Genomic DNA, 24,206 nt, shown 5'->3' with positions numbered 1-24,206 from the left:
AGATGACCACGCGCGCCACGGTCGAGGCGGTCTGGCGGCTCGAGTCTGCCCGCATCGTCGCCGCGCTCGTCCGCATCGTGCGCGACGTCGGCCTCGCGGAGGACGTCGCACAGGACGCGGTCGTCGCCGCGCTCGCGCAGTGGCCGACGTCGGGCATCCCCGACAACCCGGGCGCATGGCTCATGACGACGGCGAAGCGGCGGGCGGTCGACGCGTTCCGGCGGCGGGCCAGGAACGACGAGACGGCGGCCGCGCTCGCTCGCGAGCTGGAGGAGCGAGCCGACGACGACCCCGCCGCCGGCATCGACCACGTCGAGGACGACGTGCTGCGGCTCATGTTCATCTGCTGCCACCCCTCGCTCACGCCGGAGGCGCAGACGACGCTCACCCTGAAGCTCGTCGCGGGGCTGACGACCCGGGAGATCGCACGGGCGTTCCTCACGACCGAGTCGACGATCGCGCAGCGCGTCTCACGGGCGAAGCGCACGCTCGCCGACGCCGGAGCGGCGATCGACGAACCGGGCGGCGACGAGCGCGCGGCGCGGCTCGAGGCCGTGCTCGGCGTCGTCTACCTCCTCTTCAACGAGGGCTATTCGGCGACGGAGGGCGACGACTGGGTGCGCCCGGCGCTGTGCGACGAGGCGGTTCGGCTCGGCCGCATCCTCACGGCGATCGTGCCCGACGACGCCGAGGTGCACGGCCTCTCGGCGCTCATGGAGCTGCAGTCGTCGCGGCTCGCCGCGCGGGTGGGCGCCGACGGCGAACCGGTGCTGCTCGACGCGCAGGACCGCCGGCTTTGGGATGCCTCGCGCATCCGCCGCGGCGAGGACGCCGTCACCCGCGCGGAGGTGCTCGCTGCGGGCACGGGCCCCGGCCGGTACCTGCTGCAGGCGCAGATCGCGGCGCAGCACGCGCGTGCGGCTTCGATCGACGACACCGACTGGGTGCGCATCGCCGAGCTCTACGAGTTGCTCGGCCGCCGTACGGGCTCGCCGGTCGCCGAGCTCAACCGTGCCGTCGCGCTCGGCCGCGCGCACGGTCCGGCAGCGGGGCTCGCCCTGCTCGACCAGCTCGCCGAGCTGCCGGCGCTGCGCGCCTACCACCTCGTGCCGAGCGTCCGGGGCGACCTCTTCGAGCAGCAGGGCCGGAGCGCCGAGGCGGCGACGGAGTTCGAGCGGGCCGCGGCCATGGCGTCGAACGAGCGCGAACGGCAGCTGCTCCTGCGTCGCGCGGCCGCGGCGCGACGCAGTCGGGAACGGTGAGCGCGACCGCGCACCCGCCGTCGGCGCGGCGGTGGCGTCGATCGTGCGCGCCCCGGCCGCGCCCTCGATCGCGCGTCTACGCCGGCGAGGTCGTGAGGGCTAGGCTGGAACGCGTTGCCTGCGGCCACGAGCCGCGTCGATACTTGCGAAGGAGCGCACGTGCCCGGAGAGAACCTCACCCGACTCGAAGCCGAGGAGCGCGCCGCGCTCGTCACGGTGCACGACTACGACGTCGTGCTCGACGTCACCGTCGGCCCCGAGGTCTTCACGACCACCACGACCGTGCGTTTCGACGCGACGACGCCGGGCGCCTCGACCTTCATCGACGCGATCACCGCGAAGGTGCACTCGGTCACCCTCAACGGCGTCGCACTCGACCCGGCCGAGGTGAGCGACGGCGTGCGCATCCAGCTGCCGAACCTCGAAGCCTCGAACGTGCTCGTCGTCGAGGCCGACGGCCGCTACATGAACACCGGCGAGGGCCTGCACCGCTTCGTCGACCCCGCCGACGGCGAGGTCTACCTCTACACCCAGTTCGAGGTGCCCGACTCGCGCCGCATGTTCGCGGTGTTCGAACAGCCCGACCTCAAGGCCGCGTTCAAGTTCACCGTCACGGCCCCGTCGCACTGGCAGGTCGTCTCGAACATGCCGACGCCCGAGCCCGAGCTGCACCCGTCGGGCCGGCGCGCCGACGACGTGTCGACCGCGACCTGGTCGTTCGAGCCGACGCACCGCATCTCGAGCTACATCACCGCGCTCGTCGCGGGCCCCTACGACGTCGTGCGCGACGAGCTGACGAGCTCCGACGGCCGCGTCATCCCGCTCGGCGTGTTCAGCCGCAAGAGCCTGTCGCAGTACCTCGACGCCGACTACATCTTCGAGAAGACGAAGCAGGGCTTCGAGTACTTCGAGCAGAAGTTCGACGTGCCCTACCCCTTCACGAAGTACGACCAGCTCTTCGTGCCCGAGTACAACGCGGGTGCGATGGAGAACGCCGGCTGCGTCACCTTCACCGAGGTCTACGTCTTCCGCTCCAAGGTGACCGACGCCATCAAGGAGCGCCGCGTCGTCACGATCCTGCACGAGCTCGCCCACATGTGGTTCGGCGACCTCGTCACGATGAAGTGGTGGAACGACCTCTGGCTCAACGAGTCGTTCGCCGAGTGGGCCTCGACGATCGCGACCGCCGAGGCGACCGAGTGGCACCACGCCTGGACGACGTTCAACTCGATGGAGAAGAGCTGGGCGTACCGCCAGGACCAGCTGCCCTCGACGCACCCGATCGTCGCCGAGATCCGCGACCTCGAGGACGTGCTCGTCAACTTCGACGGCATCACGTACGCCAAGGGCGGCTCGGTGCTGAAGCAGCTCGCCGCCTGGGTCGGCATCGATGCGTTCTTCACGGGCGTGTCGGCCTACTTCAAGAAGCACGCATGGGGCAACACGACCCTCGCCGACCTCCTCGCCGAGCTCGAGGTCGCCTCGGGCCGCGACCTGTCGGGCTGGTCGGAGGTCTGGCTCGAGACCGCGGGCGTCAACACCCTGCGCCCCGAGATCGAGACGGATGCCTCGGGCGCGATCACCTCGTTCGCGGTGCTGCAGTCGGCCCACCCCGACTACCCGACGATCCGCCCGCACCGTCTCGCGATCGGCTTCTACAACCTCGTGGGCGGCAAGCTCGTGCGCGAGCACCGGGTCGAGCTCGACGTCGACGGTGAGCGCACGGAGGTCTCGGAGCTGGCCGGTCTCGCCCGCCCCGACCTCGTGCTCCTCAACGACGACGACCTCGCGTACGCCAAGATCCGCCTCGACGAGGCATCCCAGCAGGTCGCGATCGCGAACCTGTCGAAGATCGAGGACCCGCTCGCGCGCGCCCTCGTCTGGTCGAGCGTGTGGGACGCGACCCGCGACGCCGAGACGAGCGCGAGCGACTACCTCGACCTCGTGCTCGGCAACATCGCGAGCGAGACCGAGTCGACGACGCTGCGCATCATCCTCGCGAACGCGCAGCTCGCCGCGAGCTCGTACGTGGCGCCCGAACGCCGCGCCGACGCGCGTCGCACCCTCGCCGACGGCTTCTGGGAGCTCGCGCAGCAGGCCGAGGCCGGCAGCGACGCACAGTTCCAGTTCGTGAAGTCGTTCGCCGCGATCGCCGAGGCCGGCACCCACGTCGACGAACTCGCCGCGCTCTTCGCGGGCGAGCAGAAGCTCGACGGCCTCGACATCGACACCGACCTCGGCTGGGAGCTGCTCATCGCGCTCGTCGCAGCGGGCCGTGCCGGCGACGCCGAGATCGACGCGCGCCTCGCGACCGACAAGACCGCGACCGGCCAGGAGTCCGCGGCGCACGCCCGCGCGGCCATGCCGACCGCCGAGGGCAAGCAGCGCGCGTGGGACTCGATCGTCGTCGCCGACACCGCGACGAACTCGGTCGTGCGCACCACCGCGGCGGGCTTCGTGCGCGCCGACGACCAGTCGCTGCTCGCCCCGTTCGTCGAGCGCTACTTCGCGATGATCGGCGAGGTCTGGAAGGCGCGCAGCTACGCGATCGCCGAGAAGCTCGTCGAGCTGCTCTACCCCGCGACGCTCGCGAACCGCGCGCTCGTCGACGCGAGCCACGCGTGGCTCGATGCGAACGCCGACGCCGCACCGGCGCTGCGCCGTCTCGTGATCGAGAACGTCGCCGGCGTCGAGCGCGCGCTCGCCGCGCAGGCGCGAGACGCGCAGTAGTCGCACCGCCGCCCCGAACCATTCCCGCGGCCGATGCGACGACCCCCGCGGCATCCGTAGCGTCGAAGGCATGATCACCGCAACCGCGCTCACCAAGCGCTACGGCGCGAAGACCGCCGTCGACGACGTCTCGTTCACCGTGCGGCCGGGCCAGGTCACCGGCTTCCTCGGCCCCAACGGCGCCGGCAAATCCACCACGATGCGCATGATCGTGGGCCTCGACCGGCCCAGCGCCGGCACGGTCACCGTCGGCGGCAAGCCGTACGCCGAGCATCGCGCGCCGCTCCACGAGGTCGGCGCCCTCCTCGACGCGAAGGCCGTGCACACGGGCCGCACCGCCGAGAACCACCTGCTCGCGATGGCGGCGACGCACGGCATCGGCAAGCGACGCGTCCGCGAGGTCATCGAGCTCACGGGCCTCGAGTCGGTCGCCCGCAAGCGGGTCGGCGGGTTCTCGCTCGGCATGGGCCAGCGACTCGGCATCGCCGCCGCCATGCTCGGCGACCCGTCGACGCTCATCCTCGACGAACCGGTCAACGGCCTCGACCCCGAGGGCGTGCTGTGGGTGCGCCAGTTCGTGCGCCACCTCGCGGGCGAGGGCCGCACGGTGTTCCTCTCGTCGCACCTCATGAGCGAGATGGCCCAGACGGCCGACCACCTCATCGTGCTCGGGCGCGGCGCGATCATCGCCGACGCACCCGTCGCCGACATCGTCGCGGGCGGCACCCGCCCGCGGGTCCGGGTTCGGTCGCCGCACGCGTCGCGGCTCGCCGACCTGCTCGCCGCCCCCGAGGTCGCGGTCATCCGCTCCGAGTCGGGCGTACTCGAGGTGACCGGCGTCGACGCCGCCCGCGTCGGCGACCTCGCCGCCGCGAACGGAATCGCGATCCATGAGCTCACCCCGCAGAACGCGTCGCTCGAGGAGGCCTACATGGCCCTCACCGCCGACGCCGTCGAGTACCGTACGGAGGCCGTCCGATGACCACGATCACGCCCACGGCGACGCACCCCTCGCAGGTCGCGCGCCCGACCCGGCTCACCTTCGGGGGCGTGCTCGCCTCCGAGTGGATCAAGCTGCGGAGCCTGCGCTCGACCGTCTGGTCGTACCTCATCGTGATCGCGATCTCGCTCGGCATGGCCGTGCTCATGTCGCTCAGCATGGTGAACGGCCTCGGCGGCGGCGAGGAGATCGACGGCGGCCCGCTGCCCGTCGAGCAGACGCACGAACTCGTCATGCAGGCCTCGACGTTCGGCGTCTACTTCGGCCAGCTCGTCGTGGGCGTGCTCGGCGTGCTCGTGATCAGCGGCGAGTACACGACCGGCATGATCCGCTCGACACTCACGGCCGTCCCCAAGCGCCTTCCCGCGCTCGCCGCCAAGGGCGTCGTGCTCTTCGTCGCGACGTTCGTCGTCGGCATGGTGGCGAACCTCGCGGCGTACCTGACGGCGACCATCGTGTTCGGCAGCGAGCTCGAGCTGTTCGACGCGGACACCCTCCTCACGCTCGCGGGCGGTGCGCTCTACCTCGCGCTCGTCGCGGTGTTCGCCCTCGGCGTCGGCACGATCGTCCGGTCGAGCGCCGGCGGCATCGCCGCCGTTCTCGGACTGCTGCTGCTCCTGCCGACGGTGCTGCAGCTCATCCCGGCCGACTGGGCGCACGACGCGATCCCGTACCTGCTCTCGTCGTCGGGCATGACGATGTTCATGGCGATCGGCGCCGACCCGGCGACGATCGACGGGCCGAACGCCTGGCAGAGCCTCCTGGTCGTGCTGGCTTGGGTGGGGGCCTCCCTCGCCGGCGCCTCGGTGCTCCTGAAGCGCAGGGACGCGTAGAGTCCTGCGTATGACGGAAGCACCGTTCTCCCCCGGTCGCCCGGCTTCGGCGGCCGGGGGAGAACTCCGTCTGCCGAAGCCGCCGGGCGTGATCCGCCAGTTCTGGGCGCGGCATCCGAGGCTGACCGACTCCCTCATCACCGCCGCCTACGTCGTGCCCACGTTCGTCGGGGCGATCGTGATGGCGAGCGACTCGCTCAACCCGCCGCTGTGGTCGACACTCCTGCAGCTCGTCGGCATCGCGCTCGGCGGCGCCGCCCTCCTGCTGTTCCGGCGCAACCGCCCCTGGCTCGTCATGGGCGTCGCCTGGGTCGTGTGCTTCATGGTCTATCCGTTCGGGGCGAGCGACGTCTACCCGATGCTGTTCGCGCTCTACGGCCTCGGCGTCTACCGCTCGACGAGGTCGGCGTGGCTCGGATTCGCCGGCTCGGTCGCCGTGTCCACGGCAGCCGCGTATCTCGCGACCTGGCTCGCGAGCGACCCCGCGTTCGGGCGCCCCGACCTCGAAGTCGGCCCCGTCGCGGCGTCGTCGCAATACGCCGTCGTCCTGCTCGTCGCGACCCTCATCGGCGTCACCGTGGGCAACCGGCGCCGCTACCTCGACGCGCTCATCGCGCGCGCCCACGACCTCGCCCGAGAGCGCGACCAGCAGGCCCGGCTGGCGGCCGCCGCCGAGCGCGCCCGCATCGCACGGGAGCTGCACGACATCGTCTCGCACGGCCTGACCGTGATGGTGACCCTGGCCGACGGTTCGGCGGCGACCGCCCTCCGCGACCCCGAACGAGCGGCCGAGGTCATGCGCAGCGTCGCCGAGACGGGGCGCGACGCGCTCGGCGAGATGCGCCGCATGCTCGGCGTGCTCACGGAGCCCGGCGCCGACGCCGAGCTCGCGCCGCAACCCGGCATCGACGCGATCCCTGACCTCGTCGACGGCTTTCGCGACGCGGGCCTGCCGGTGCGGCTCGAGACCACGGGCGTTCCCACGGTGGAGCCGGCACTCGAGCTCGCCGTCTACCGCGTCGTGCAGGAGGGACTCACGAACGCGCTCCGACACGGCGAGCGCGCGCACCACGTCGACGTGCGGATCGCGTACGCCCCCGTCGAGGTCGAGGTCGTCGTCGAGGACGACGCGCCGCCGGCGCACGGCGCCGCACCCTCGACGCGCGGCGCGGGGCGGGGGCTCGCGGGCCTCCGCGAGCGGGTCGCCCTCTACGACGGCACGCTCGAGGCCGCCCCGCTCACACCCCGGGGATGGCGGTTGCGGGTCGTGCTTCCCGTTCCCGCCGACTCCCCCGCCCGCCCGACGACCCCGAACGAGGCCGACGAATGACCGACGCACCCGCCGACCCCATGACCGCCCGGCCCATCCGGGTCGGCCTCGTCGACGACCAGGCGCTCGTGCGCACGGGCTTCCGGCTCGTGCTCGACTCGGAGGACGGCATCGAGGTCGTCGGCGAGGCGGGCGACGGCCGCGCGGCGATCGAGCTCGTCGACGACACCGCGGTCGACGTGCTGCTGATGGACGTGCGGATGCCCGGGATGGACGGCATCGCCGCGACGGCGGAGGTGACGGCGCGGCATCCCGCGATCCGCATCATCGTGCTCACGACGTTCGATCTCGACGAGTACGCGTTCGCGGCGATCCGCGCCGGGGCGAGCGGGTTCCTGCTGAAGGACGTGCGCCCGCAGGAGCTCGTCGCCGCCATCCGCACCGTGCACGCCGGAGAGGCGGCGCTGTCACCCCGGGTGACACGGCGCATGCTCGAGCTATTCGCCGACCTCCCGCTCCGTTCGGAGGAGCCGCACGGCACGCCCGCCGGGCGACCCGATCCCCTCGACGTGCTCACCGCGCGCGAGCGCGAGATCCTGGTCGCCATCGCCGAGGGCCTCAACAACGCCGAGCTGGCCGAGCGCTTCTTCCTCTCCGAGTCGACCGTCAAGACCCATGTCGGCCGAGTCCTGCAGAAACTCGGTGCGCGCGACCGCGTGCAACTCGTGATCCTCGCGTACGAGCTCGGCCTGCTCGGCCCGCACGGGGGCGGCCCCACGGCTCGCTAGGCTGGCTGGGCACCGTCGCTACGAAGGGATCGTCCATGCCTGCTGCCAACCTCACCCGCTCGGAAGCCGAGGAGCGCGCCAAGGTCGTGGCCTCCCCGGGCTACGAGGTCGTGCTCGACCTCACGGGCGACGGCGAGACGTTCCGCAGCGAGACGACCGCGCGCTTCACGGGTGTACCCGGCGCGTCGACGTTCATCGAGGCGTGCACCGAGCGGGTGCACGAGGTGGTGCTCAACGGGCGTGCGCTCGACCCCGCGGCGGTGAGCGACGGCACCCGCATCCGCCTCGACGGGCTCGAGGCCGAGAACGAGCTGCGGGTCGTCGCCGACGCGCGCTACACGAACTCGGGCGAGGGGCTGCACCGCTTCGTCGACCCCGTCGACGGCGAGACCTACCTCTACACCGAGTTCGCCGTCGCCGAGGCGAACCGCGTCTACGCGGTCTTCGACCAGCCCGACCTGAAGGCCGGCGTGCGCTTCACGATCACGGCGCCCGCGCACTGGACCGTGCTGTCGAACGCCCCCTCGCCCGAGCCGGTGCGCGACGACGAGGCATCCCCCGCCGCGACCTGGGCGTTCGAGACAGGCCCGGTGATCTCGAGCTACATCATCGCGATCATCGCCGGCCCGTACGCGAGCTGGCGCGGCAGCGCCACGAGCGTCGACGGGCGAGCGGTGCCGCTCGGCCTGTTCACGCGCGCGTCGCTCGCCGAGTACGCCGACCCCGACATGATGTTCTCGACCGTGCAGGCAGGCCTCGGCTTCTACGAGGAGGCGTTCGGCGTGCCGTACCCGTACGGCAAGTACGACCAGATCTTCGTGCCCGAGTACAACTGGGGCGCGATGGAGAACGTCGGCGCCGTCACGTTCAACGAGGGCTACCTGTTCCGTTCGCGCGTCTCCGACGCCCGTCGGGAGCAGCGCGCGATCGTCGTGCTGCACGAGCTCAGCCACATGTGGTTCGGCAACTCGGTGACGATGAAGTGGTGGAACGACCTGTGGCTCAACGAGTCGTTCGCGACCTGGGCGTCGACGCTCGCGACCTCGCAGGTCACCGAGTTCACGGGCGTCTGGTCGACGTTCGCGAACGACGAGAAGACCCACGCCGCCGAGCAGGACCAGCTGCCCTCGACGCACCCGATCGTCGCCGAGATCCGCGACCTCGAGGACGTCGAGGTCAACTTCGACGCCATCACCTACGACAAGGGCGCCTCGGTGCTGAAGCAGCTCGTCGCGTGGGTCGGCCTCGACGCCTTCAAGCGCGGCGTCGGCGCCTACCTGGCGAAGCACGCCGGCGGCAACGCGACCCTGCGCGACCTGCTCGACGAGCTCGAGGCGGCGAGCGGACGAGAGCTCACCCGCTGGTCGGAGCTGTGGCTCGAGACCGCGGGCGTCAACACCCTGCGCACCGAGATCGAGACGGATGCCTCGGGCACGATCACCTCGGCGGCCGTCGTGCAGACCGCGGCCGAGTCGCACCCGACCCTCCGCCCGCACCGGCTCGCGCTCGGCGGGTACGTGCTCGGCGACGGCGGGCTCGAGCGCGCGTTCCGCATCGAGCTCGACGTCGACGGCGCGCGCACCGAGGTGGCCGAGCTCGTCGGCAAGACCCGACCCGACCTGCTGCTCGTCAACGACGACGACCTGACCTACGCGAAGGTGCGCCTCGACGAGCGATCGTTCCGCACGGCCGTGCACCACCTCGCCGAGCTCGCCGACCCCGTCGCGCGCGCCGTCGTGCTCGGCTCCGCGTGGGACGCGGTGCGCGACGCCGAGCTGCCCGCAGCCGACTTCGTGCGCCTCGTGCTCGCCGCGATCGGCCACGAGACCCAGTCGTCGGCACGCGGGCTCGCACTCAGCAGGCTCGAGCTCGCGGTCGGGCGGTACCTCGCCGACGAGCACCGCGAACGGCTCGCCTCCGAGGCGGGCGACGCGATCTGGGCGCTCGCCGAGCTCGCGCCGGCCGGCTCCGACGCGCAACTGCAGTTCGTGAAGGCGTTCACCTCGATGGCCTCGACCGACGCGCACGGCGACGTGCTCGGCAGCCTGCTGGAGGGGTCGATCTCGCTCGACGGGCTCGCCGTCGACCTCGACCTGCGCTGGGAGATCGTCATCGCACGCGCCGCGCTCGGCGCCGGCGACGACGACGAGATCGCCGCGGCACTCGCCGCCGACGACACGGCGAAGGGTCGCCAGCTCGCCGAGACGGCGCGCGCGGCGCGCCCCGACCAGGCCGAGAAGGATGCCGCGTGGCGGCGCGCCATGACCGACCAGAGCCTCTCGAACGACCTCGCCCGGGCGATCGCCGACGGCTGGCGCCGGACGAACTCCCCCGAGCTGCTCGCGGCGGTCGCGCGCGACTACTTCGATGCCATGCCCGGCGTGTGGGCCGACCGCAGCTTCAACATGGCCTCGATCCTGTCGAAGCGCCTCTTCCCCACGCCACTCGTCGACGCCGACCTCGCCGAGCTCGCACGCACCTGGCTCGCCGCCCACCCCGAGCCCGCCTCGATGCACCGCGTCGTCGCGGAGCACCTCGCCGAGCTCGACCGGGCGCTCGCCGCGCGCGCCCGCGATGCCAGCGAGCTCTCGGATGGGGCTCAGTAGACTTGCACACCATGTTCGGGTTCGAGACGCCTGCCTCTGAGGACACCCCCGTCGACCCCAACTACTGGACCGACATCGGCACCTGGTGGGCCGAGCACTGGGACGTCATCCTCGGCAAGCTCATCTCGATCGTCATGATCATCGCGATCGCGCTGCTCATCCGCTGGGTGCTGCACTTCGTGATCGAGCGGGTCGTGAAGCAGATCGTCACGGGCGTCAAGAAGAAGCAGGACGTCACCGATACGCAGGCGCTGCAGGCGTCGCCGCTCGCGACCGTGCGACTCGTGCAGCGCACGCGCACCCTCGGCACGGTGCTCACGAACATCGTGAACGTGACCCTGTTCGTCGTCGTCGTGCTGCTCATCGTCAACACCATCAACGAGACGATCCTCGGTTCGTTCGCACTGCTGACCGCCGCGGTCGGCGCCGGACTCGGCTTCGGCGCTCAGAACATCGTGAAGGACGGGCTCAACGGCCTGTTCATGGTCGTCGAGGACCAGCTCGGCGTCGGCGACATCGTCGACCTCGGCCCGGCGACGGGCATCGTCGAGGAGGTGCGCATCCGCATCACCACGATCCGCGACGTCAACGGCACGCTCTGGTTCGTGCGCAACGGCGAGATCCTGCGGGTCGGCAACATGTCGCAGGGCTGGGCCCGCGTGATCATCGACCTCGCGGTGCCGTACGACGCCGATGTCGACGCGGTCGAGGCCGAACTGCTCCGCGCCGCGACCGAGATGGCGCATTCGAGCAAGTGGCGCAGCCGCATCATGGAGAAGCCCGAGGTCTGGGGCCTCGAGTCGATCTCGGCCGATGCACTCGTCATCCGCGTCGTCATGAAGGTGCGCTCGTCGGCGAAGGACGACGTCGCGCGCGAGCTGCGCATGCGCCTCAAGCGCGCCCTCGACGAGATGGGCGTGAAGCTCCCGAGCCTCACGAGCGTCGTGCCGACGGGCTTCGAGGGCGCGACCCGCGTCAAGGGCGCGAAGCCGCCGCGCACCTCGCCCAACGCCGTGGTGCCCGGCACACCCGCCGCCGTGAAGAAGCCCAGGAACCAGGCCCCGCGCGCGCCTCGCACGCCGAAGCCGCCGACCCCGCCGACCGGAGGCACCGCATGACCGAGCTGCAGTCGTTCTACGACCAGGTGGGCGGCAGCGCGACCTTCGAGAAGCTCGTCGCCGAGTTCTACCGCGGCGTCGCCGACGACCCCGTGCTGCGCCCGATGTATCCCGAGGAGGACCTCGGGCCCGCCGCCCGCCGCCTGCAGCTCTTCCTCGAGCAGTACTGGGGCGGACCGACGACGTACGGCGAGGAGCGCGGCCATCCGCGCCTGCGCCTGCGGCACCAGCCGTTCAAGGTCAACCCCGACGCCCGCGACCGCTGGCTCGCCCACATGCGCACCGCCGTCGACTCGCTCGAGCTGCCCCCGCTCGCCGAGGAGACCCTGTGGGACTATCTGCAGCGAGCCGCGTTCGCAATGGTGAACACGTTCGACGACTGACCGTTCCACCCACCGCCACCCACCCGAAGCGACGAAGGAGTCACTGTGGCAGCCACCCCCACCCCCGATGCGATCATCGTCGGCGCCGGCCTCTCCGGCCTCGTCGCGGCATCCGAGCTCGTCGACGCCGGCCGCAGGGTCATGATCGTCGACCAGGAGCCCGAGGCGAGCCTCGGCGGCCAGGCCCACTGGTCGTTCGGCGGCCTGTTCCTCGTCGACTCCCCCGAGCAGCGCCGCATGGGCGTCAAGGACTCGCTCGACCTCGCCCGCCAGGACTGGGCCGGCACCGCCGGGTTCGATCGCGACGAGGACGAGTGGGGCCGCCGCTGGGCCGATGCGTACCTCGAGTTCGCCGCGGGCGAGAAGCGCGCGTGGCTCCACGAGAAGGGTGTGCGGTTCTTCCCCGTCGTCGGCTGGGCCGAACGCGGCGCCGGCGCGGCGTACGGGCACGGCAACTCGGTGCCGCGGTTCCACATCACGTGGGGCACCGGGCCCGGCGTGCTCGAGCCGTTCATCGCGCGGGTGAAGGCGGGCGAGGCGGCCGGGCTCGTCGAGTTCAGGCACCGTCACCGCGTCGACGAGCTGATCGTCGAGGGCGGCGCCGTGGTCGGCGTCCGCGGCGCGGTGCTCGCGCCCGACGCGGCCGCGCGCGGCGAGGCGTCCAACCGCGACGAGGTGGGCGAGTTCGAAGTGCGCGCGCCCGCCGTCGTCGTCGCGTCGGGCGGCATCGGCGGCAACCACGACCTCGTGCGCGCCGCGTGGCCGGCCCGTATGGGCGAACCTCCTGTCGACCTGCTCTCGGGCGTGCCGGCGCACGTCGACGGGCGCATGCTCGGCATCGCCGAGGCGTCGGGGGCCCGCCTCGTCAACGGCGACCGGATGTGGCACTACACCGAGGGCATCACGAACTGGGATCCGGTGTGGCCCATGCACGGCATCCGCATCCTGCCGGGTCCGTCGTCGCTCTGGTTCGACGCCGAGGGCCGACGCCTGCCCGTGCCGCTCTTCCCCGGATTCGACACGCTCGGCACGCTCGAGCACCTCGCCGCGACCGGGCACGCGCACTCGTGGTTCGTGCTCACGCAGAAGATCATCGAGAAGGAGTTCGCACTCTCGGGCAGCGAGCAGAATCCCGACCTCACCGGCAAGGACCTGAAGCTGCTCGCGCAGCGGGTCCGCGCGGGGGCACCCGCTCCCGTCGAGGCGTTCAAGCAGCACGGCGCCGACTTCGTCGTCGCCGACACCCTCGACGAGCTGTTCGACGGCATGCGCGCCCTCTCCCCCGACGTCGAGCTCGACACCGCGAACATCGAGCGCGAGATCGTCGCTCGCGACCGCGAGGTCGACAACGAGTTCTCGAAGGACCTGCAACTCGTCGCCGTGCGCGGCGCACGCAGGTACCGCGGCGACAAGCTCATCCGCGTCGCCACACCGCACCGCGTCCTCGACCCCGAGGCGGGTCCGCTCATCGCGGTGAAGCTGCACATCCTCACGCGAAAGAGCCTCGGCGGCATCCAGACCGACCTCGACTCGCGGGCGCTCGGCGCCGACGGCGCCCCCGTGCCCGGCCTCTACGCCGTCGGCGAGGCGGCCGGCTTCGGCGGCGGCGGCGTGCACGGCTACCGCGCGCTCGAGGGCACCTTCCTGGGCGGATGCCTCTTCACGGGCCGATCGGCCGGGCGGGCGATCGCGCGGGGCTGACCTGGGCGCCGCGGGTGCCGCCGTGGACGGTTGTGCGGCGCGGCTGCGCGGCGGCGCGGCTACCCGGCTACGCCTTGAGCGTCCAAGGCTTGCGGCGCACGAGCACGTGGCCGCGGCGCGAGGTCAGTCGCGTCCACGGGCCGGTCTCGAAGAGCCGCACCGGGTCGTCGCCGAGGAACCCGAGGCTGAACGCGGCGAACGCCGCGCCGGTCGGCACGTACTCGAGTCCGTCGACGCCGCGGCCCCACACCTCGGAGCGCACGCGCTGCACGAGCTGCTCGCCCGTCCCCTCGGGGATGGCCTTCGCGACCTCGTCGATGCCGGCCCTGGCGGCGGCTTCGAGCCGCGCGGCATCCGTCTCACCGAGCGCCCGCCAGCCGCCCCTGGGCGGCGAGATGCCGGCCCAGGTGACGGTATTCACCTCGGGCGGGCGCGACATCGTCACCGGGCGGGACTCGTCCTCGTCGGCCAGTTCGCCGCGGGCGCGCACGATGCGCTCGACCAGCGAGCGCATCGGCACGACCGAGTCGAACTCCTCGTCGTCGGCGAGGGCGAACGTGCGCAGGCCGAGCACGGTCGGGCTCTCGTCGAGGATGCCGCGCGGATAGAGGATCGCGGTGTAGACGGCGAGGATTCCGGAGCCGGCGACGAGGCGCACCGACCCGTCTTCGACGCGGCCGGCCCGCTGCAGGTACGTGTGCAGGTCGCCGAGCGACAGGCTGTCGGCGAGCGTGAGTCGTTCAACCATCTCGTGTCTAAACTACCAAGAGCGCGGGCCGCTCTCGGCCGGCTTCCACGGCGCCGGCGGCGGCCGCCCACCGACACGGAGGACCGATGAACGGACCGATCGACGGCCTGCTGAGCACCCTCAACCTCACCGACACCGGCGCCCGCACGACCGAGGACATCTTCACGGGCCCCTCGCAGTGGATGCCGCTCGGACGCGTCTTCGGCGGCCAGGTGCTCGCCCAGTCGATCGTCGCCGCGTTGCGCACGGTGCCCGAGGACCGCAACATCCACTCGATGCACGGCTACTTCCTGCGGCCCGGCGACGTCGCGCACCCCATCACCTTCTCGGTCGACCGCATCCACGACGGTCGCTCGTTCTCGACGCGGCGCACGCAGGCGTACCAGCACGGCGAGCCCATCCTGTCGCTCATCGCATCGTTCCAGACCCACGACGAGGGCGTGGAGCACCAGCTCGAGATGCCGCACGACCTGCCCGACCCCGAGTCGCTGCCGTCGACCGCCGACGTGCTCGGCGAGTTCGACCACGATGTCGCCCGCTACTGGTCGAACGAGCGGGCGTTCGACGTGCGCCACGTGCCCTCACCGATCTACCTGTCGGTCGAGGGCGAACGGTCGCCGCGCCAGGCCGTGTGGATGAAGGCGTTCGGGCGGCTGCCCGACGACCCGAAGCAGCATCGGGCGGCGCTCGCCTATGCGAGCGACTACTCGATCCTCGAACCCGTGCTGCGCGCGCACGGCGTGGCGTGGGCGACGCCCGGTCTCAAGGTCGCGAGCCTCGACCACGCGATGTGGTGGCACCGCGACGCTCGCGTCGACGAGTGGCTGCTCTACGTCCAGGAGTCGCCGTCGGCCGGCGGCGGGCGCGGCCTCTCCCTCGGGCGCATCTACACGCGCGACGGCCTGCTGGTGGCGAGCGTCGCCCAGGAGGGCATGGTGCGCGTGCCGCGGCCTGCCGAATTCGACTGAGCGTCCGCGCTGAATCCGGGCGCGCCGCGCCCCCGTGGCCCACAATGGGGGCAGGGGCGCCGATCGGCGCCCGACGCGGACGAAGGGGTTCGGCGATGACGGTGCACCACGATCTCACCCGGCGCGCGGCGATCACGATCAGCACGGCGGGTGCCGCGGCCGGCGCCCTGGCACTGGCGGGATGCGCAGACGTCTCGGGCGACGGCTCGGACGACGGGGCCGGTTCGTCGCCCGTCGCGCCCGACGACTCGTCCTCGGCCGAGCCGCCGGCGGCGGGCGAAGAGGTCGCCGCGACCGCCGACGTTCCCGTCGGCGGCAGCATCGACGCGAAGCTCGGCGCCGACCCCGTGCTGGTGGCGCAGCCGACGCAAGGCGAGTTCGTCGCCTTCAGCGCCATCTGCACCCACCAGCAGTGCGTCGTCGCGGCGGCGGGCGCCGAGTTCCACTGCCCGTGCCACGGCTCGATCTACGATGCCGCGACGGGCGAGGTGCTGTCGGGCCCGGCACCCGAACCGCTCAGTCCGATCAAGGTGGTCGTCGCCGGCGACCAGGTCGTCACCGCGTCCTGAGATGGACTACGAGTTCGCCGGCCTGCCGGCGCACGTGCTGCTCGTGCACGCGGTCATCGTGCTGACCCCGCTCGTCGCGCTGCTGCTCGTCGTGATCGCCGCGTGGCCGGCCGCGAGGCGCGTGCTCTGGCTGCCGCTGCTCGCCGGAGCCGCGGTGCTGCTCGCGATCGGACTCCTCACCGTCGAGGCCGGGAAGTGGCTCGAGGTCCGCCTGCCGCCGGCGCCGCTCATCCAGGAGCACACCGCGATGGGCGAGGACCTCACGCCGTGGCTCGTCGCCATGCTCGTGGTCGCCGCGGCGAACGCGGCGTGGGCGCTCGTCGAGCGCGCCGCGGCGAACCGCACGCCCGCCGGTGAGCAGCGCGGACGCCCGACGCGCGGGCCGCGGCTCGCGATCGGCGCACTGCTGACCGTCGCCGCCGCGATCGTCGCCGTCGGGGCCACCTGGACCCTCGTGCAGATCGGCGAGGCCGGCAGCCGTGCCGTCTGGGAGGGCTCGTTCAGCGAAGACCCGGTCGATCGCTGACGCGACGGCGACACCGGGGCCGATACCGCCCCGGTCGCGTCGATCCGGCCCGTCAGCGCCGGCGGAACTCGATCGTGGGCTCGAGGTACGGCTCCCACGCGGCCCGCTCGTCGTCGCTCATGCGGCGGGGCCGTTCGGTCGCCGCATCGACGAGCACGATCGTCGTGACCGCCCGGGTGTACAGCACGCGCGGTTCTGCGCCGACCGGGGAGAAGACCTCGTAGCAGACATCGAGGCTCGCGCCGCCCATGTGACCGATCCAGAGCTCGATGTCGAGCGGCAGGCGCTGGTACGGGATCGGCGCGAGGTACTCGACCTCCTGCCGCGCGATGAGCGTGACGGTCGTCGACCCCGGCGTCGCGTCGAGCACGGCGGTCGAGGCGCCGACCGCGTGCTCGGCGGTGCCGTCGTCGTTCACCCAGAACGCCTGGATGCGAGCCTCCTCGAGGAGGCTCAGCATCCGGGCGTTGTTGACGTGCCCGTAGGCGTCGAGGTCGCTCCAGCGGAGCGGGGTGGGCACGTGCAGTCGCATGTCAGTCTCGCGTGAGCTTGCGGTAGGTGGAACGGTGCGGCTTCGCGGCGTCGGCACCGAGGCGCTCGACCTTGTTCGCCTCGTACGCCTCGAAGTTACCCTCGAACCAGTGCCAGTTGGACGGGTTCTCGTCGGTGCCCTCGTACGCGAGGATGTGCGTCGCGATGCGGTCGAGGAACCACCGGTCGTGGGTGATCACGACGGCGCAGCCCGGGAACTCGAGCAGTGCGTTCTCGAGGCTCGAGAGGGTCTCGACGTCGAGGTCGTTGGTCGGCTCGTCGAGCAGCAGCAGGTTGCCGCCCTGCTTCAGGGTGAGCGCGAGGTTCAGCCGGTTGCGCTCACCGCCCGAGAGCACCCCCGCCCGCTTCTGCTGGTCGGGCCCCTTGAAGCCGAACGTCGACACGTAGGCGCGACTCGGCACCTCGGTCTTGCCGACCTGGATGTAGTCGAGCCCGTCGGAGACGACCTCCCACAGCGACTTGTCGGGGTCGATGCCGCCCCGGGTCTGGTCGACATACGAGATCTGCACGGTCTCGCCGATCTTCACGTCGCCGCCGTCGGCCGGCTCGATGCCCACGATCGTCTTGAAGAGCGTCGTCTTGCCGACGCCGTTCGGCCCGATGATGCCGACGATGCCGTTGCGGGGCAGCGAGAAGCTGAGCCCGTCGATGAGCACACGGTCGCCGAAGCCCTTCTTGAGGTTCTTGACCTCGAGCACGATGTCGCCGAGGCGCGGACCTGCGGGGATCTGGATCTCCTCGAAGTCGAGCTTGCGCGTGCGCTCGGCCTCTGCGGCCATCTCCTCGTACCGGGCGAGACGCGCCTTCGACTTGGCCTGGCGGCCCTTCGCGTTCGAGCGGACCCACTCGAGCTCCTCTTTCAGGCGCTTCGCGAGCTTCGCGTCCTTCTTGCCCTGGACGGTGAGGCGCTCCTGCTTCTTCTCGAGGTACGTCGAGTAGTTGCCCTCGTAGGGGTAGAGCCGGCCGCGGTCGACCTCGCAGATCCACTCCGCGACGTGGTCGAGGAAGTACCGGTCGTGGGTCACGGCGAGCACGGCGCCGGGGTACTTCGCGAGGTGCTGCTCGAGCCAGAGCACGCTCTCGGCGTCGAGGTGGTTGGTGGGCTCGTCGAGCAGCAGCAGGTCGGGCTTCTGCAGGAGGAGCTTGCAGAGCGCGACCCGGCGCTTCTCACCGCCCGAGAGCACGGAGACGATCTCGTCTCCCGGCGGGCAGCGCAGCGCGTCCATCGCCTGCTCGAGCTGGGAGTCGAGGTCCCACGCGTCGGCCGCGTCGATCTCCTCCTGGAGGGTGCCCATCTCCGCGAGCAGCGCGTCGAAGTCGGCGTCGGGCTCGGCCATGAGCAGCGAGATCTCGTTGAAGCGGTCGAGCTTGGCCTTGATCGGGCCGACGCCCTGCTGCACGTTCTCGAGCACGGTCTTCGATTCGTCGAGCTCGGGCTCCTGCATGAGGATGCCGACCGAGTAACCGGGGGTCAGCTTCGCCTCGCCGTTCGACGGCTGGTCGAGGCCGGCCATGATCTTCAGGATCGTCGACTTACCGGCGCCGTTGGGGCCGACCACGCCGATCTTCGCCCCGGGGAGGAACGCCATCGTCACGTCGTCGAGGATGACCTTGTCGCCGACCGCCTTGCGGGCGCGCACCATCGAGTAAATGTATTCAGCCAAGTCTTTTCCTCACCGCGTTCGGCGGCCGCCGAGCACGGGCCGCCGCATGTCGGCTACCAGTCTATGGGTCGCATCTGCCCGATGAGGCAGCCGCCCGTGCCGAGCGCGGGGCGCACCGCGCCGTGGTAGCCGCCCGACTTGGGGCCGTACTGGCCGACGAGGCACTCGTCTTGGAAGAGCACGGCGAACTGCACCGAATCGGCCGGCTTGCCCTCGGTCGTCTCGTCGGACGTCACCTGCATCGCCGCCTTGTCGAACCCGGCGGCGACGAGTGCGTCGATGAAGTCGCGACCGCCGGCCTCGGCGTTCGCGGCGACGACCGCGGCGTTCACGGCGTTGAAGTAGTCGAGATTCTCACCCGCTGAGAGCTCGGGCCGCAGGGTCGGCGGCGCGGCGGGCTCGGTGGTCGACGGCGCCGACGCGGACGGACCGTCGGACGGCGAGGGGCCCGGCGTGGGGTCGCCGCCGAAGGTGCACCCGGCGAGTGCGAGCGCCGTCGCCGCCGCGACGAACGCGAGCGTCGCCCTCATGCCGATCCGCCGTGCCATGCTTCCCCTCACCGCGGTGTCGACCGCCCGAGCCGAGTCTATGCGTTCACTCCCGGCCCGAGCGGTCATGCGGGCTCAGTCGCGCACCGAGTCTGCGTACGCGACCTGCTCGAGGTCGTCGCCCGCCGTGGAGCGCTCGACGTCGTCGCCGTCGAAGGCGCCGGCTCCGTCGTCGCGCCCGACGTCGTCGCCGCCGGCGATCGCGGTGATCTCCCCCGTCGACAACGACAGCCCCGACCAGTCTGCGCCGCCCTCGAAGGCGGTCGCGGAGTCGGAGGCGTCGGGAGCGTCGGGAGCGTCGGCTCGACCGTCGGGATCGGCGGACCGGGATTCGGAGGGGTGGCGCGCGTACGACGAGATGCACCAGGCCATGTCGTGCCCGATCGCGTCGGCCTCGATGTCGACCGACGTGCCTGACTTGCCGCCCGCCTCCCACGCGCGCACGCGCAAGCGCCCCTGCACGATGACGTGCTGGCCCTTGCGCACCGAGAAGCCCGCGTTCTGCCCGAGCTGGCGGAACGCCGAGACGGTGAACCAGTTCGTCTCCGTGCTCTCCCATGAGCCCCTCGCCTTGTCGAAGTACCGCCGGTTGGACGCGAGCCGGAAGGTCGTGATGACGACGCCGTCGCCGATCACCTTCTGGGTCGGATCGGTGCCGACGATGCCGGTCACCGTGATGCTGTCGGTCATGTGCTCTCCTCGATCGATCACCGTCGCGAGTCGACGGCTCGTGGCTCCGGAGCGGCCTCGTGCCGGAACGCCGCCCCGGAACCACGTGCCACCAGCGTGTCCTCGCCCACGAGGCATCCACGTCGATCGCGCGGATCTGTGGACGCGCCCTGACCGGGCGCACCTGTCGAGGACGAGTGCGCACGGTCGGCCCCGAGTGCGCGCGCGTCTCCCTCCCGCGATGTCGGCGGGCGGACGTACGCTCGCCCCATCACCCGCGCAGGGCCGGCTGCGGTATCGAGAGGAGCATCATGACGACCATCACGGCCGACCTGCGCGAACCCTTCCCGCTCACCGTGCCCGGCCTCGCGATCGTGCCCGCCGGCCCAGGACTCTGGCGCGTCGCACGTCCCGGCGGAGCCGTACTCGGGCACGTCGAACGTCGCGGCGACGGCGCGGCCGCCCGGTTCGCCGCCCGACGATTCGCACCCGGCGGCCGGCCCCCGGTACCACTCGGCGAATTCTGGTCGCCCGAATCCGCGATCGAGCTCTTCCGGTGACCCGGCATGCGAATCGGGCCACGCCGTCGACGAACGGCGGCGGCGCGAGCCCCCCGCGCTAGCCTGCGGCCATGCAGTGGTGGAACGACTTCATCTCCTGGCTCTCCGAGAGCACCTCGCAGTCGACGGTGTTCACTGCGGCCGTGCTCTTCGTCGCGGTCCTGATCGCCGGCCTGCTCGCCGCGTGGATCTCGAGCGCCTCCGTCCGCCGCGTGGTCGCGCAGCGCGACCGGGAGGCGAAGGCCGCGGCGATCGCCGCGCTCGTGGATGCCGCGACCGAGGCATCCGTCTGGAACTCGCTCACCCCCCAGGAGCAGGTGCTGGCCGACCGAGCGGTCGGCCAGGCCGACATCGTCGTCCGGCTGCTTCCCATCCGCGGCTCCGACGTCGCGGCCAACTGGGCGGCGCACCAGCTGCACGAACTCAAGCGAGCGTCGGCGACGTTCGGCTACCAGCTCGACCCTGCGGTCGTCGAGTTCCGCGACCGGCTGCTCGAATGGCAGCGGCATCCCGGTCGTACCCGGCGACAGTTCCAGAACGACCTCGATCGCTGGCGCACGCAGCGGCAGGAGCCCGACCAGGGCACGATCGACGCGCAGGACACGTGGGTCGCCGAGCAGCACCACGACCGTTACCGCGGCGTCGGCGACACCGCCGATCCCGAGACCGCACCCACGCAGACCGTCGCGACCGAGCCGACCGTCCCGACCTCGGCGATGCCCGAGGCCGAGCCCCGGCGCTGAGCCCGACTGAGCGGGAGCTCCTCGCTCAGCGCCACCACTCGTCGTGCGGCGAAACCGGCACGGTGCGCTTGTGCCGCGTCGCCAGGTAACGCGCCTCGATGCGGTCGGCGACTCCGGCGTCGATCTCGTGACCCTCGAGGTAGGCGTCGAGGTCGTCGTAGCGAAGCCCGAGGTTCGCCTCGTCGGCCTGCCCGGGGTCGCCGTCGAGCAGGTCGGCGGTCGGCACCTTGAGGTACAGGCGCTCGGGCGCACCGAGCGCCTCGAGGAGTGCACGGCCCTGACGCTTCGTGAGTCCGGTGAGCGGCACGAGGTCGGCCCCGCCGTCACCGAACTTCGTGAAGAATCCGGTCAGCGCCTCCGCGGCGTGGTCGGTGCCGACGACGAGCAGGCCGTCCTCCCCCGCGAGCGCGTACTGGGCGATCATGCGCATGCGCGCCTTCACGTTGCCCTTGCCGAAGTCGCTGATGGGCGTGCCCACGGCCTCGGCGAAATCGCCCGCGAGCCCGTCGACCCCGCCCTTGATGTTGAAGACGACCGTCTCCTGCGGGTCGATGAACCGCAGCGCGAGCTGCGCATCGGCCTCGTCGTGCTGCACGCCGTAGGGCAGGCGCACCGCGACGAACCGGGCGTCGACGCCGTCGTCGACGAGCTCCGCCACGGCGAGACGGCAGAGACGGCCCGCGAGCGACGAGTCCTGGCCGCCGCTGATGCCGAGCACGAATCCGCGCGCTCCCGTCGTCACGACGTAGTCCTTCAAGAAGTCGACACGACGCCGCACCTCGGCGGCGGCGTCGATGTGCGGACTGACGTGGAGTTCGTCGATGATTCGCGCCTGCAGGTCTCGCATGCCCCGACGATACCGCCGTCGTGTTTCGCGGAGGAAACACGCGCGCTCCGTTAGCATCGCCGCAGGACGCTCGTCGCGCAGGAGGCCACGTGGAGTACTCGATCAGCACGATGGTGCTCGTCCCGGCGATCGCGGTCGCCGCACCGCTCATCGTGCGCGGTCTCGGGCGCTGGGTCGCGATTCCGCTCGTCGTGTTCGAGATCGTGCTCGGCCTCGTCCTCGGCCCCTCGGTGCTCGGCTGGGTGGTCCCCGAGGAGTTCATGGGCATGCTCGCGGAGTTCGGCCTCGCGATGCTCTTCTTCCTCGCCGGCAACGAGATCGACTTCCGCGCGATCCGCGGACGCCCGCTCAGCCGTGCGGCGATCGGCTGGATCATCTCGCTCGCCGCCGGCGTGGGCATCGCGGCGCTGTTCGCCCCGGATCTGCCGGCTGCGGCGTTCATCGGCGTCGCGCTGACGTCGACCGCGCTCGGCACCCTCATGCCCGTGCTGCGCGACTCGGGCGACCTGACCACGCCGTTCGGCCTGTCGGTACTGGCGATCGGCGCGATCGGCGAGTTCGGCCCGCTGCTCGCGATCTCGCTCTTCCTGAGCGGACGGTCGCCGCTGGTCGCCGCGATCGTGCTGCTCGTGTTCGCAGTCGTCGCGGGCTTCGCCATCTGGCTCGCCGCCAAGGGGCTCGGCAAGCGGATGCACGCGATCATCACCTCCACGCTGCACACGAGCGGGCAGTTCGCCGTGCGGCTCGTGATCTTCATCCTGCTCGCACTCGTCGCGCTCAGCATCGTGCTCGACCTCGACATGCTGCTCGGCGCATTCACCGCGGGCGTCCTGTATCGACTCGTGCTGAGCGGCGCACCCGAGCGCGACGCCGAGGCGATCGAGTCGAAGCTCGAGGCGGTCGGCTACGGATTCCTCGTGCCGGTGTTCTTCATCAACACGGGCGTCACGTTCGATCTCGAGGCGCTCTTCGCCGACGGCCGCACGATCGCGCTCCTCCCGATCTTCCTCGTCCTGCTCCTCGTCGTCCGCGGGCTGCCCTCGATGCTGGCCGCCCCCGCGGGCTCCAGTCGGCGCGACCTCGCCGCGACTGCGCTGTTCGGCGCGACCGGGCTGCCCATCATCGTCGCGGTGACCGCGATCGGCGTCGATGTCGGCGACCTCACGAGCGGCACGGCGGCGGCGCTCGTCGGCGCCGGCATGCTCTCGGTGCTGCTCTACCCGCTCATCGCGCTCCTGCTGCGACGCGGCGGCGGATCGTCGCGAGAACGCGCCGTGAGCGACGACGTGCACGTGCCGACCGAGGGCTGAACGTGCGGCACCGGTATGCTTGCCACGACCGCCCCCGTAGCTCAGCGGATAGAGCAGGAGCCTTCTAATCTCTTGGTCGCAGGTTCAATTCCTGCCGGGGGCACCGATGACCTGATGCCACGTCGATCCTCCGATCGGCACTGTCGGCGCCGCCGGATAGACTCGCCGCATGGCTTCATCGAGCGACAGACTGGTCTGGATCGACTGCGAGATGACCGGGCTCGACCTCGAGGTCGATGAGCTGGTCGAGATCGCGGTCGTCATCACCGATTACGACCTCCGCCCCGTCGACGGCGGCCTGAGCATCGTCATCAAGCCCGACTCGAGCGCGCTCGAGTCGATGGGCGAGTTCGTACGCCAGATGCACACGACCTCAGGGCTGATCGACGAGATCCCGAACGGCGTCTCCGTCGCAGAAGCCGAGTACCAGGTGCTCGAGTACGTGCTGAAGCACGTACCCGATGAGCAGAAGGCGCCCCTCGCCGGCAACTCGATCGGCACCGACCGCGCATTCCTCACGAAGTACATGCCTCGGCTCGACGCCCACCTCCACTACCGCAACGTCGATGTCTCCTCGATCAAAGAGCTGGCCAAGCGCTGGTTCCCCCGCGCCTACTTCAACTCGCCGCCGAAGAACGGCGGGCACCGAGCCCTCGCCGACATCCTCGAGTCGATCCGTGAACTGCACTACTACCGTCGCGCGGTCTTCGTCGCCGACCCGGGTCCCGCGAGCCACGAACTGCAGGCGCTCGCCGCCGAGGTCGTCGCCGAGTTCGGGGAGAGCTCGAACGTGTAGTAGGCTCTATCCGTT

At 71.4% G+C, this 24,206-nt stretch carries 23 protein-coding genes and 1 tRNA gene; 18 read left to right on the top strand and 6 right to left on the bottom strand.

Annotation, left to right across the window (positions count from 1 at the left end; genetic code table 11):
• Positions 1-2: 2 nt before the first annotated feature.
• The 10 genes from AC3RJ6_RS12065 to AC3RJ6_RS12020 all read left to right on the top strand — a co-directional run bounded on the left by AC3RJ6_RS12065 (position 3) and on the right by AC3RJ6_RS12020 (position 13,691).
• Entirely contained in the window at positions 3-1,262 is a 1,260-nt protein-coding gene (locus tag AC3RJ6_RS12065; RefSeq protein ID WP_491427797.1) for an RNA polymerase sigma factor, read from the top strand.
• A gap of 159 nt (positions 1,263-1,421) precedes the next feature.
• A complete protein-coding gene (gene pepN / locus AC3RJ6_RS12060) occupies positions 1,422-3,992 on the top strand; it encodes an aminopeptidase N (protein WP_491427317.1) in 2,571 nt (856 codons plus the stop codon).
• Positions 3,993-4,062: 70 nt separating this feature from the next.
• The gene (locus AC3RJ6_RS12055; RefSeq protein WP_491427315.1) at positions 4,063-4,974 is read left to right on the top strand and encodes an ABC transporter ATP-binding protein; all 912 of its coding nucleotides are present in this window, start codon (positions 4,063-4,065) and stop codon (positions 4,972-4,974) included.
• Positions 4,971-5,825, top strand: coding sequence for an ABC transporter permease (locus AC3RJ6_RS12050; protein WP_491427314.1), 855 nt, complete (start codon positions 4,971-4,973; stop codon positions 5,823-5,825). Before AC3RJ6_RS12055 ends, AC3RJ6_RS12050 begins: the two co-directional genes overlap by 4 nt.
• Positions 5,826-5,835: 10 nt before the next feature.
• A complete protein-coding gene (locus AC3RJ6_RS12045; protein ID WP_491427313.1) occupies positions 5,836-7,155 on the top strand; it encodes a sensor histidine kinase in 1,320 nt (439 codons plus the stop codon).
• Complete coding sequence (locus tag AC3RJ6_RS12040) at positions 7,152-7,883, top strand: response regulator transcription factor (RefSeq protein ID WP_491427312.1); 732 nt, start codon at positions 7,152-7,154, stop codon at positions 7,881-7,883. Before AC3RJ6_RS12045 ends, AC3RJ6_RS12040 begins: the two co-directional genes overlap by 4 nt.
• Before the next feature lie 35 nt (positions 7,884-7,918).
• Positions 7,919-10,489 carry an aminopeptidase N gene (pepN, locus tag AC3RJ6_RS12035; RefSeq protein ID WP_491427311.1) on the top strand — a complete coding sequence of 857 codons (2,571 nt, stop codon included), beginning with the start codon at positions 7,919-7,921 and terminating at the stop codon, positions 10,487-10,489.
• Between the two features lie 11 nt (positions 10,490-10,500).
• Positions 10,501-11,607 (top strand): mechanosensitive ion channel family protein, encoded by a 1,107-nt coding sequence (locus AC3RJ6_RS12030; RefSeq protein ID WP_491427310.1) that lies wholly within the window; start codon positions 10,501-10,503, stop codon positions 11,605-11,607.
• A complete protein-coding gene (locus AC3RJ6_RS12025; protein ID WP_491427309.1) occupies positions 11,604-11,990 on the top strand; it encodes a globin in 387 nt (128 codons plus the stop codon). The genes AC3RJ6_RS12030 and AC3RJ6_RS12025 overlap by 4 nt, the downstream gene beginning before the upstream one ends.
• Positions 11,991-12,035: 45 nt before the next feature.
• Positions 12,036-13,691 carry an FAD-binding dehydrogenase gene (locus AC3RJ6_RS12020; protein ID WP_491427308.1) on the top strand — a complete coding sequence of 552 codons (1,656 nt, stop codon included), beginning with the start codon at positions 12,036-12,038 and terminating at the stop codon, positions 13,689-13,691.
• 67 nt (positions 13,692-13,758) lie between these two features.
• Here AC3RJ6_RS12020 and AC3RJ6_RS12015 read toward each other — a convergent pair whose 3' ends face one another.
• Complete coding sequence (locus AC3RJ6_RS12015) at positions 13,759-14,439, bottom strand: DUF8185 domain-containing protein (RefSeq protein ID WP_491427307.1); 681 nt, start codon at positions 14,437-14,439, stop codon at positions 13,759-13,761.
• 86 nt (positions 14,440-14,525) lie between these two features.
• Between AC3RJ6_RS12015 and AC3RJ6_RS12010 the strand changes: the two genes are divergently transcribed.
• The 3 genes from AC3RJ6_RS12010 to AC3RJ6_RS12000 all read left to right on the top strand — a co-directional run bounded on the left by AC3RJ6_RS12010 (position 14,526) and on the right by AC3RJ6_RS12000 (position 16,502).
• On the top strand, positions 14,526-15,407 hold the full coding sequence (locus tag AC3RJ6_RS12010) for an acyl-CoA thioesterase (protein ID WP_491427305.1): 882 nt from the start codon (positions 14,526-14,528) through the stop codon (positions 15,405-15,407).
• Between the two features lie 95 nt (positions 15,408-15,502).
• Positions 15,503-15,976, top strand: a complete 474-nt coding sequence (locus tag AC3RJ6_RS12005; protein ID WP_491427304.1) for a Rieske (2Fe-2S) protein — start codon at positions 15,503-15,505, stop codon at positions 15,974-15,976.
• A 1-nt stretch (position 15,977) separates the two neighbouring features.
• Positions 15,978-16,502, top strand: coding sequence for a hypothetical protein (locus tag AC3RJ6_RS12000; protein WP_491427303.1), 525 nt, complete (start codon positions 15,978-15,980; stop codon positions 16,500-16,502).
• A 52-nt stretch (positions 16,503-16,554) separates the two neighbouring features.
• Here AC3RJ6_RS12000 and AC3RJ6_RS11995 read toward each other — a convergent pair whose 3' ends face one another.
• The 4 genes from AC3RJ6_RS11995 to AC3RJ6_RS11980 all read right to left on the bottom strand — a co-directional run bounded on the left by AC3RJ6_RS11995 (position 16,555) and on the right by AC3RJ6_RS11980 (position 19,956).
• The gene (locus AC3RJ6_RS11995) at positions 16,555-17,034 is read right to left on the bottom strand and encodes an acyl-CoA thioesterase (RefSeq protein ID WP_491427302.1); all 480 of its coding nucleotides are present in this window, start codon (positions 17,032-17,034) and stop codon (positions 16,555-16,557) included.
• A gap of 1 nt (position 17,035) precedes the next feature.
• A complete protein-coding gene (ettA, locus tag AC3RJ6_RS11990) occupies positions 17,036-18,718 on the bottom strand; it encodes an energy-dependent translational throttle protein EttA (protein ID WP_491427301.1) in 1,683 nt (560 codons plus the stop codon).
• A gap of 53 nt (positions 18,719-18,771) precedes the next feature.
• Positions 18,772-19,266, bottom strand: a complete 495-nt coding sequence (locus tag AC3RJ6_RS11985) for a DUF6993 domain-containing protein (protein ID WP_491427300.1) — start codon at positions 19,264-19,266, stop codon at positions 18,772-18,774.
• Positions 19,267-19,341: 75 nt separating this feature from the next.
• A complete protein-coding gene (locus AC3RJ6_RS11980; RefSeq protein ID WP_491427299.1) occupies positions 19,342-19,956 on the bottom strand; it encodes a single-stranded DNA-binding protein in 615 nt (204 codons plus the stop codon).
• A gap of 290 nt (positions 19,957-20,246) precedes the next feature.
• On the opposite strand from AC3RJ6_RS11980, the gene AC3RJ6_RS11975 reads away from it, so the two are divergent.
• Both AC3RJ6_RS11975 and AC3RJ6_RS11970 read left to right on the top strand, forming a co-directional pair.
• Positions 20,247-20,495: a hypothetical protein gene (locus tag AC3RJ6_RS11975; RefSeq protein WP_491427298.1), complete on the top strand. Its 249-nt coding sequence runs from the start codon at positions 20,247-20,249 to the stop codon at positions 20,493-20,495.
• 71 nt (positions 20,496-20,566) lie between these two features.
• Positions 20,567-21,238, top strand: coding sequence for a hypothetical protein (locus AC3RJ6_RS11970; RefSeq protein WP_491427297.1), 672 nt, complete (start codon positions 20,567-20,569; stop codon positions 21,236-21,238).
• A 25-nt stretch (positions 21,239-21,263) separates the two neighbouring features.
• Here AC3RJ6_RS11970 and nadE read toward each other — a convergent pair whose 3' ends face one another.
• A complete protein-coding gene (gene nadE, locus AC3RJ6_RS11965; protein ID WP_491427296.1) occupies positions 21,264-22,085 on the bottom strand; it encodes an NAD(+) synthase in 822 nt (273 codons plus the stop codon).
• Between the two features lie 89 nt (positions 22,086-22,174).
• Between nadE and AC3RJ6_RS11960 the strand changes: the two genes are divergently transcribed.
• The 3 genes from AC3RJ6_RS11960 (at position 22,175) to orn (ending at position 24,191) form a co-directional block, all read left to right on the top strand.
• The gene (locus AC3RJ6_RS11960) at positions 22,175-23,395 is read left to right on the top strand and encodes a cation:proton antiporter (protein WP_491427295.1); all 1,221 of its coding nucleotides are present in this window, start codon (positions 22,175-22,177) and stop codon (positions 23,393-23,395) included.
• A 30-nt stretch (positions 23,396-23,425) separates the two neighbouring features.
• Positions 23,426-23,498: transfer RNA gene (locus tag AC3RJ6_RS11955), tRNA-Arg, on the top strand.
• 66 nt (positions 23,499-23,564) lie between these two features.
• Complete coding sequence (orn, locus tag AC3RJ6_RS11950) at positions 23,565-24,191, top strand: oligoribonuclease (RefSeq protein WP_491427294.1); 627 nt, start codon at positions 23,565-23,567, stop codon at positions 24,189-24,191.
• Positions 24,192-24,206: the final 15 nt, after the last annotated feature.

The organism is Agromyces cucurbitae (genome assembly GCF_058349945.1).
Note: the sequence above shows the minus strand (reverse complement) of the source record. Positions and strands in the feature narration are given on the sequence as shown.

What these genes read in the sequence shown, in the direction of transcription:
- AC3RJ6_RS12065 (WP_491427797.1), top strand. Translation starts at nt 3, where the DNA reads ATGACCACGCGCGCCACGGTCGAGGCGGTCTGGCGGCTCGAGTCTGCC.
- AC3RJ6_RS12055 (WP_491427315.1), top strand. Translation starts at nt 4,063, where the DNA reads ATGATCACCGCAACCGCGCTCACCAAGCGCTACGGCGCGAAGACCGCC.
- AC3RJ6_RS12050 (WP_491427314.1), top strand. Translation starts at nt 4,971, where the DNA reads ATGACCACGATCACGCCCACGGCGACGCACCCCTCGCAGGTCGCGCGC.
- AC3RJ6_RS12045 (WP_491427313.1), top strand. Translation starts at nt 5,836, where the DNA reads ATGACGGAAGCACCGTTCTCCCCCGGTCGCCCGGCTTCGGCGGCCGGG.
- AC3RJ6_RS12040 (WP_491427312.1), top strand. Translation starts at nt 7,152, where the DNA reads ATGACCGACGCACCCGCCGACCCCATGACCGCCCGGCCCATCCGGGTC.
- pepN (WP_491427311.1), top strand. Translation starts at nt 7,919, where the DNA reads ATGCCTGCTGCCAACCTCACCCGCTCGGAAGCCGAGGAGCGCGCCAAG.
- AC3RJ6_RS12030 (WP_491427310.1), top strand. Translation starts at nt 10,501, where the DNA reads ATGTTCGGGTTCGAGACGCCTGCCTCTGAGGACACCCCCGTCGACCCC.
- AC3RJ6_RS12025 (WP_491427309.1), top strand. Translation starts at nt 11,604, where the DNA reads ATGACCGAGCTGCAGTCGTTCTACGACCAGGTGGGCGGCAGCGCGACC.
- AC3RJ6_RS12015 (WP_491427307.1), bottom strand. Translation starts at nt 14,439, where the DNA reads ATGGTTGAACGACTCACGCTCGCCGACAGCCTGTCGCTCGGCGACCTG.
- AC3RJ6_RS12010 (WP_491427305.1), top strand. Translation starts at nt 14,526, where the DNA reads ATGAACGGACCGATCGACGGCCTGCTGAGCACCCTCAACCTCACCGAC.
- AC3RJ6_RS12005 (WP_491427304.1), top strand. Translation starts at nt 15,503, where the DNA reads ATGACGGTGCACCACGATCTCACCCGGCGCGCGGCGATCACGATCAGC.
- AC3RJ6_RS12000 (WP_491427303.1), top strand. Translation starts at nt 15,978, where the DNA reads ATGGACTACGAGTTCGCCGGCCTGCCGGCGCACGTGCTGCTCGTGCAC.
- AC3RJ6_RS11995 (WP_491427302.1), bottom strand. Translation starts at nt 17,034, where the DNA reads ATGCGACTGCACGTGCCCACCCCGCTCCGCTGGAGCGACCTCGACGCC.
- AC3RJ6_RS11985 (WP_491427300.1), bottom strand. Translation starts at nt 19,266, where the DNA reads ATGGCACGGCGGATCGGCATGAGGGCGACGCTCGCGTTCGTCGCGGCG.
- AC3RJ6_RS11980 (WP_491427299.1), bottom strand. Translation starts at nt 19,956, where the DNA reads ATGACCGACAGCATCACGGTGACCGGCATCGTCGGCACCGATCCGACC.
- AC3RJ6_RS11975 (WP_491427298.1), top strand. Translation starts at nt 20,247, where the DNA reads ATGACGACCATCACGGCCGACCTGCGCGAACCCTTCCCGCTCACCGTG.
- AC3RJ6_RS11970 (WP_491427297.1), top strand. Translation starts at nt 20,567, where the DNA reads ATGCAGTGGTGGAACGACTTCATCTCCTGGCTCTCCGAGAGCACCTCG.
- nadE (WP_491427296.1), bottom strand. Translation starts at nt 22,085, where the DNA reads ATGCGAGACCTGCAGGCGCGAATCATCGACGAACTCCACGTCAGTCCG.
- orn (WP_491427294.1), top strand. Translation starts at nt 23,565, where the DNA reads ATGGCTTCATCGAGCGACAGACTGGTCTGGATCGACTGCGAGATGACC.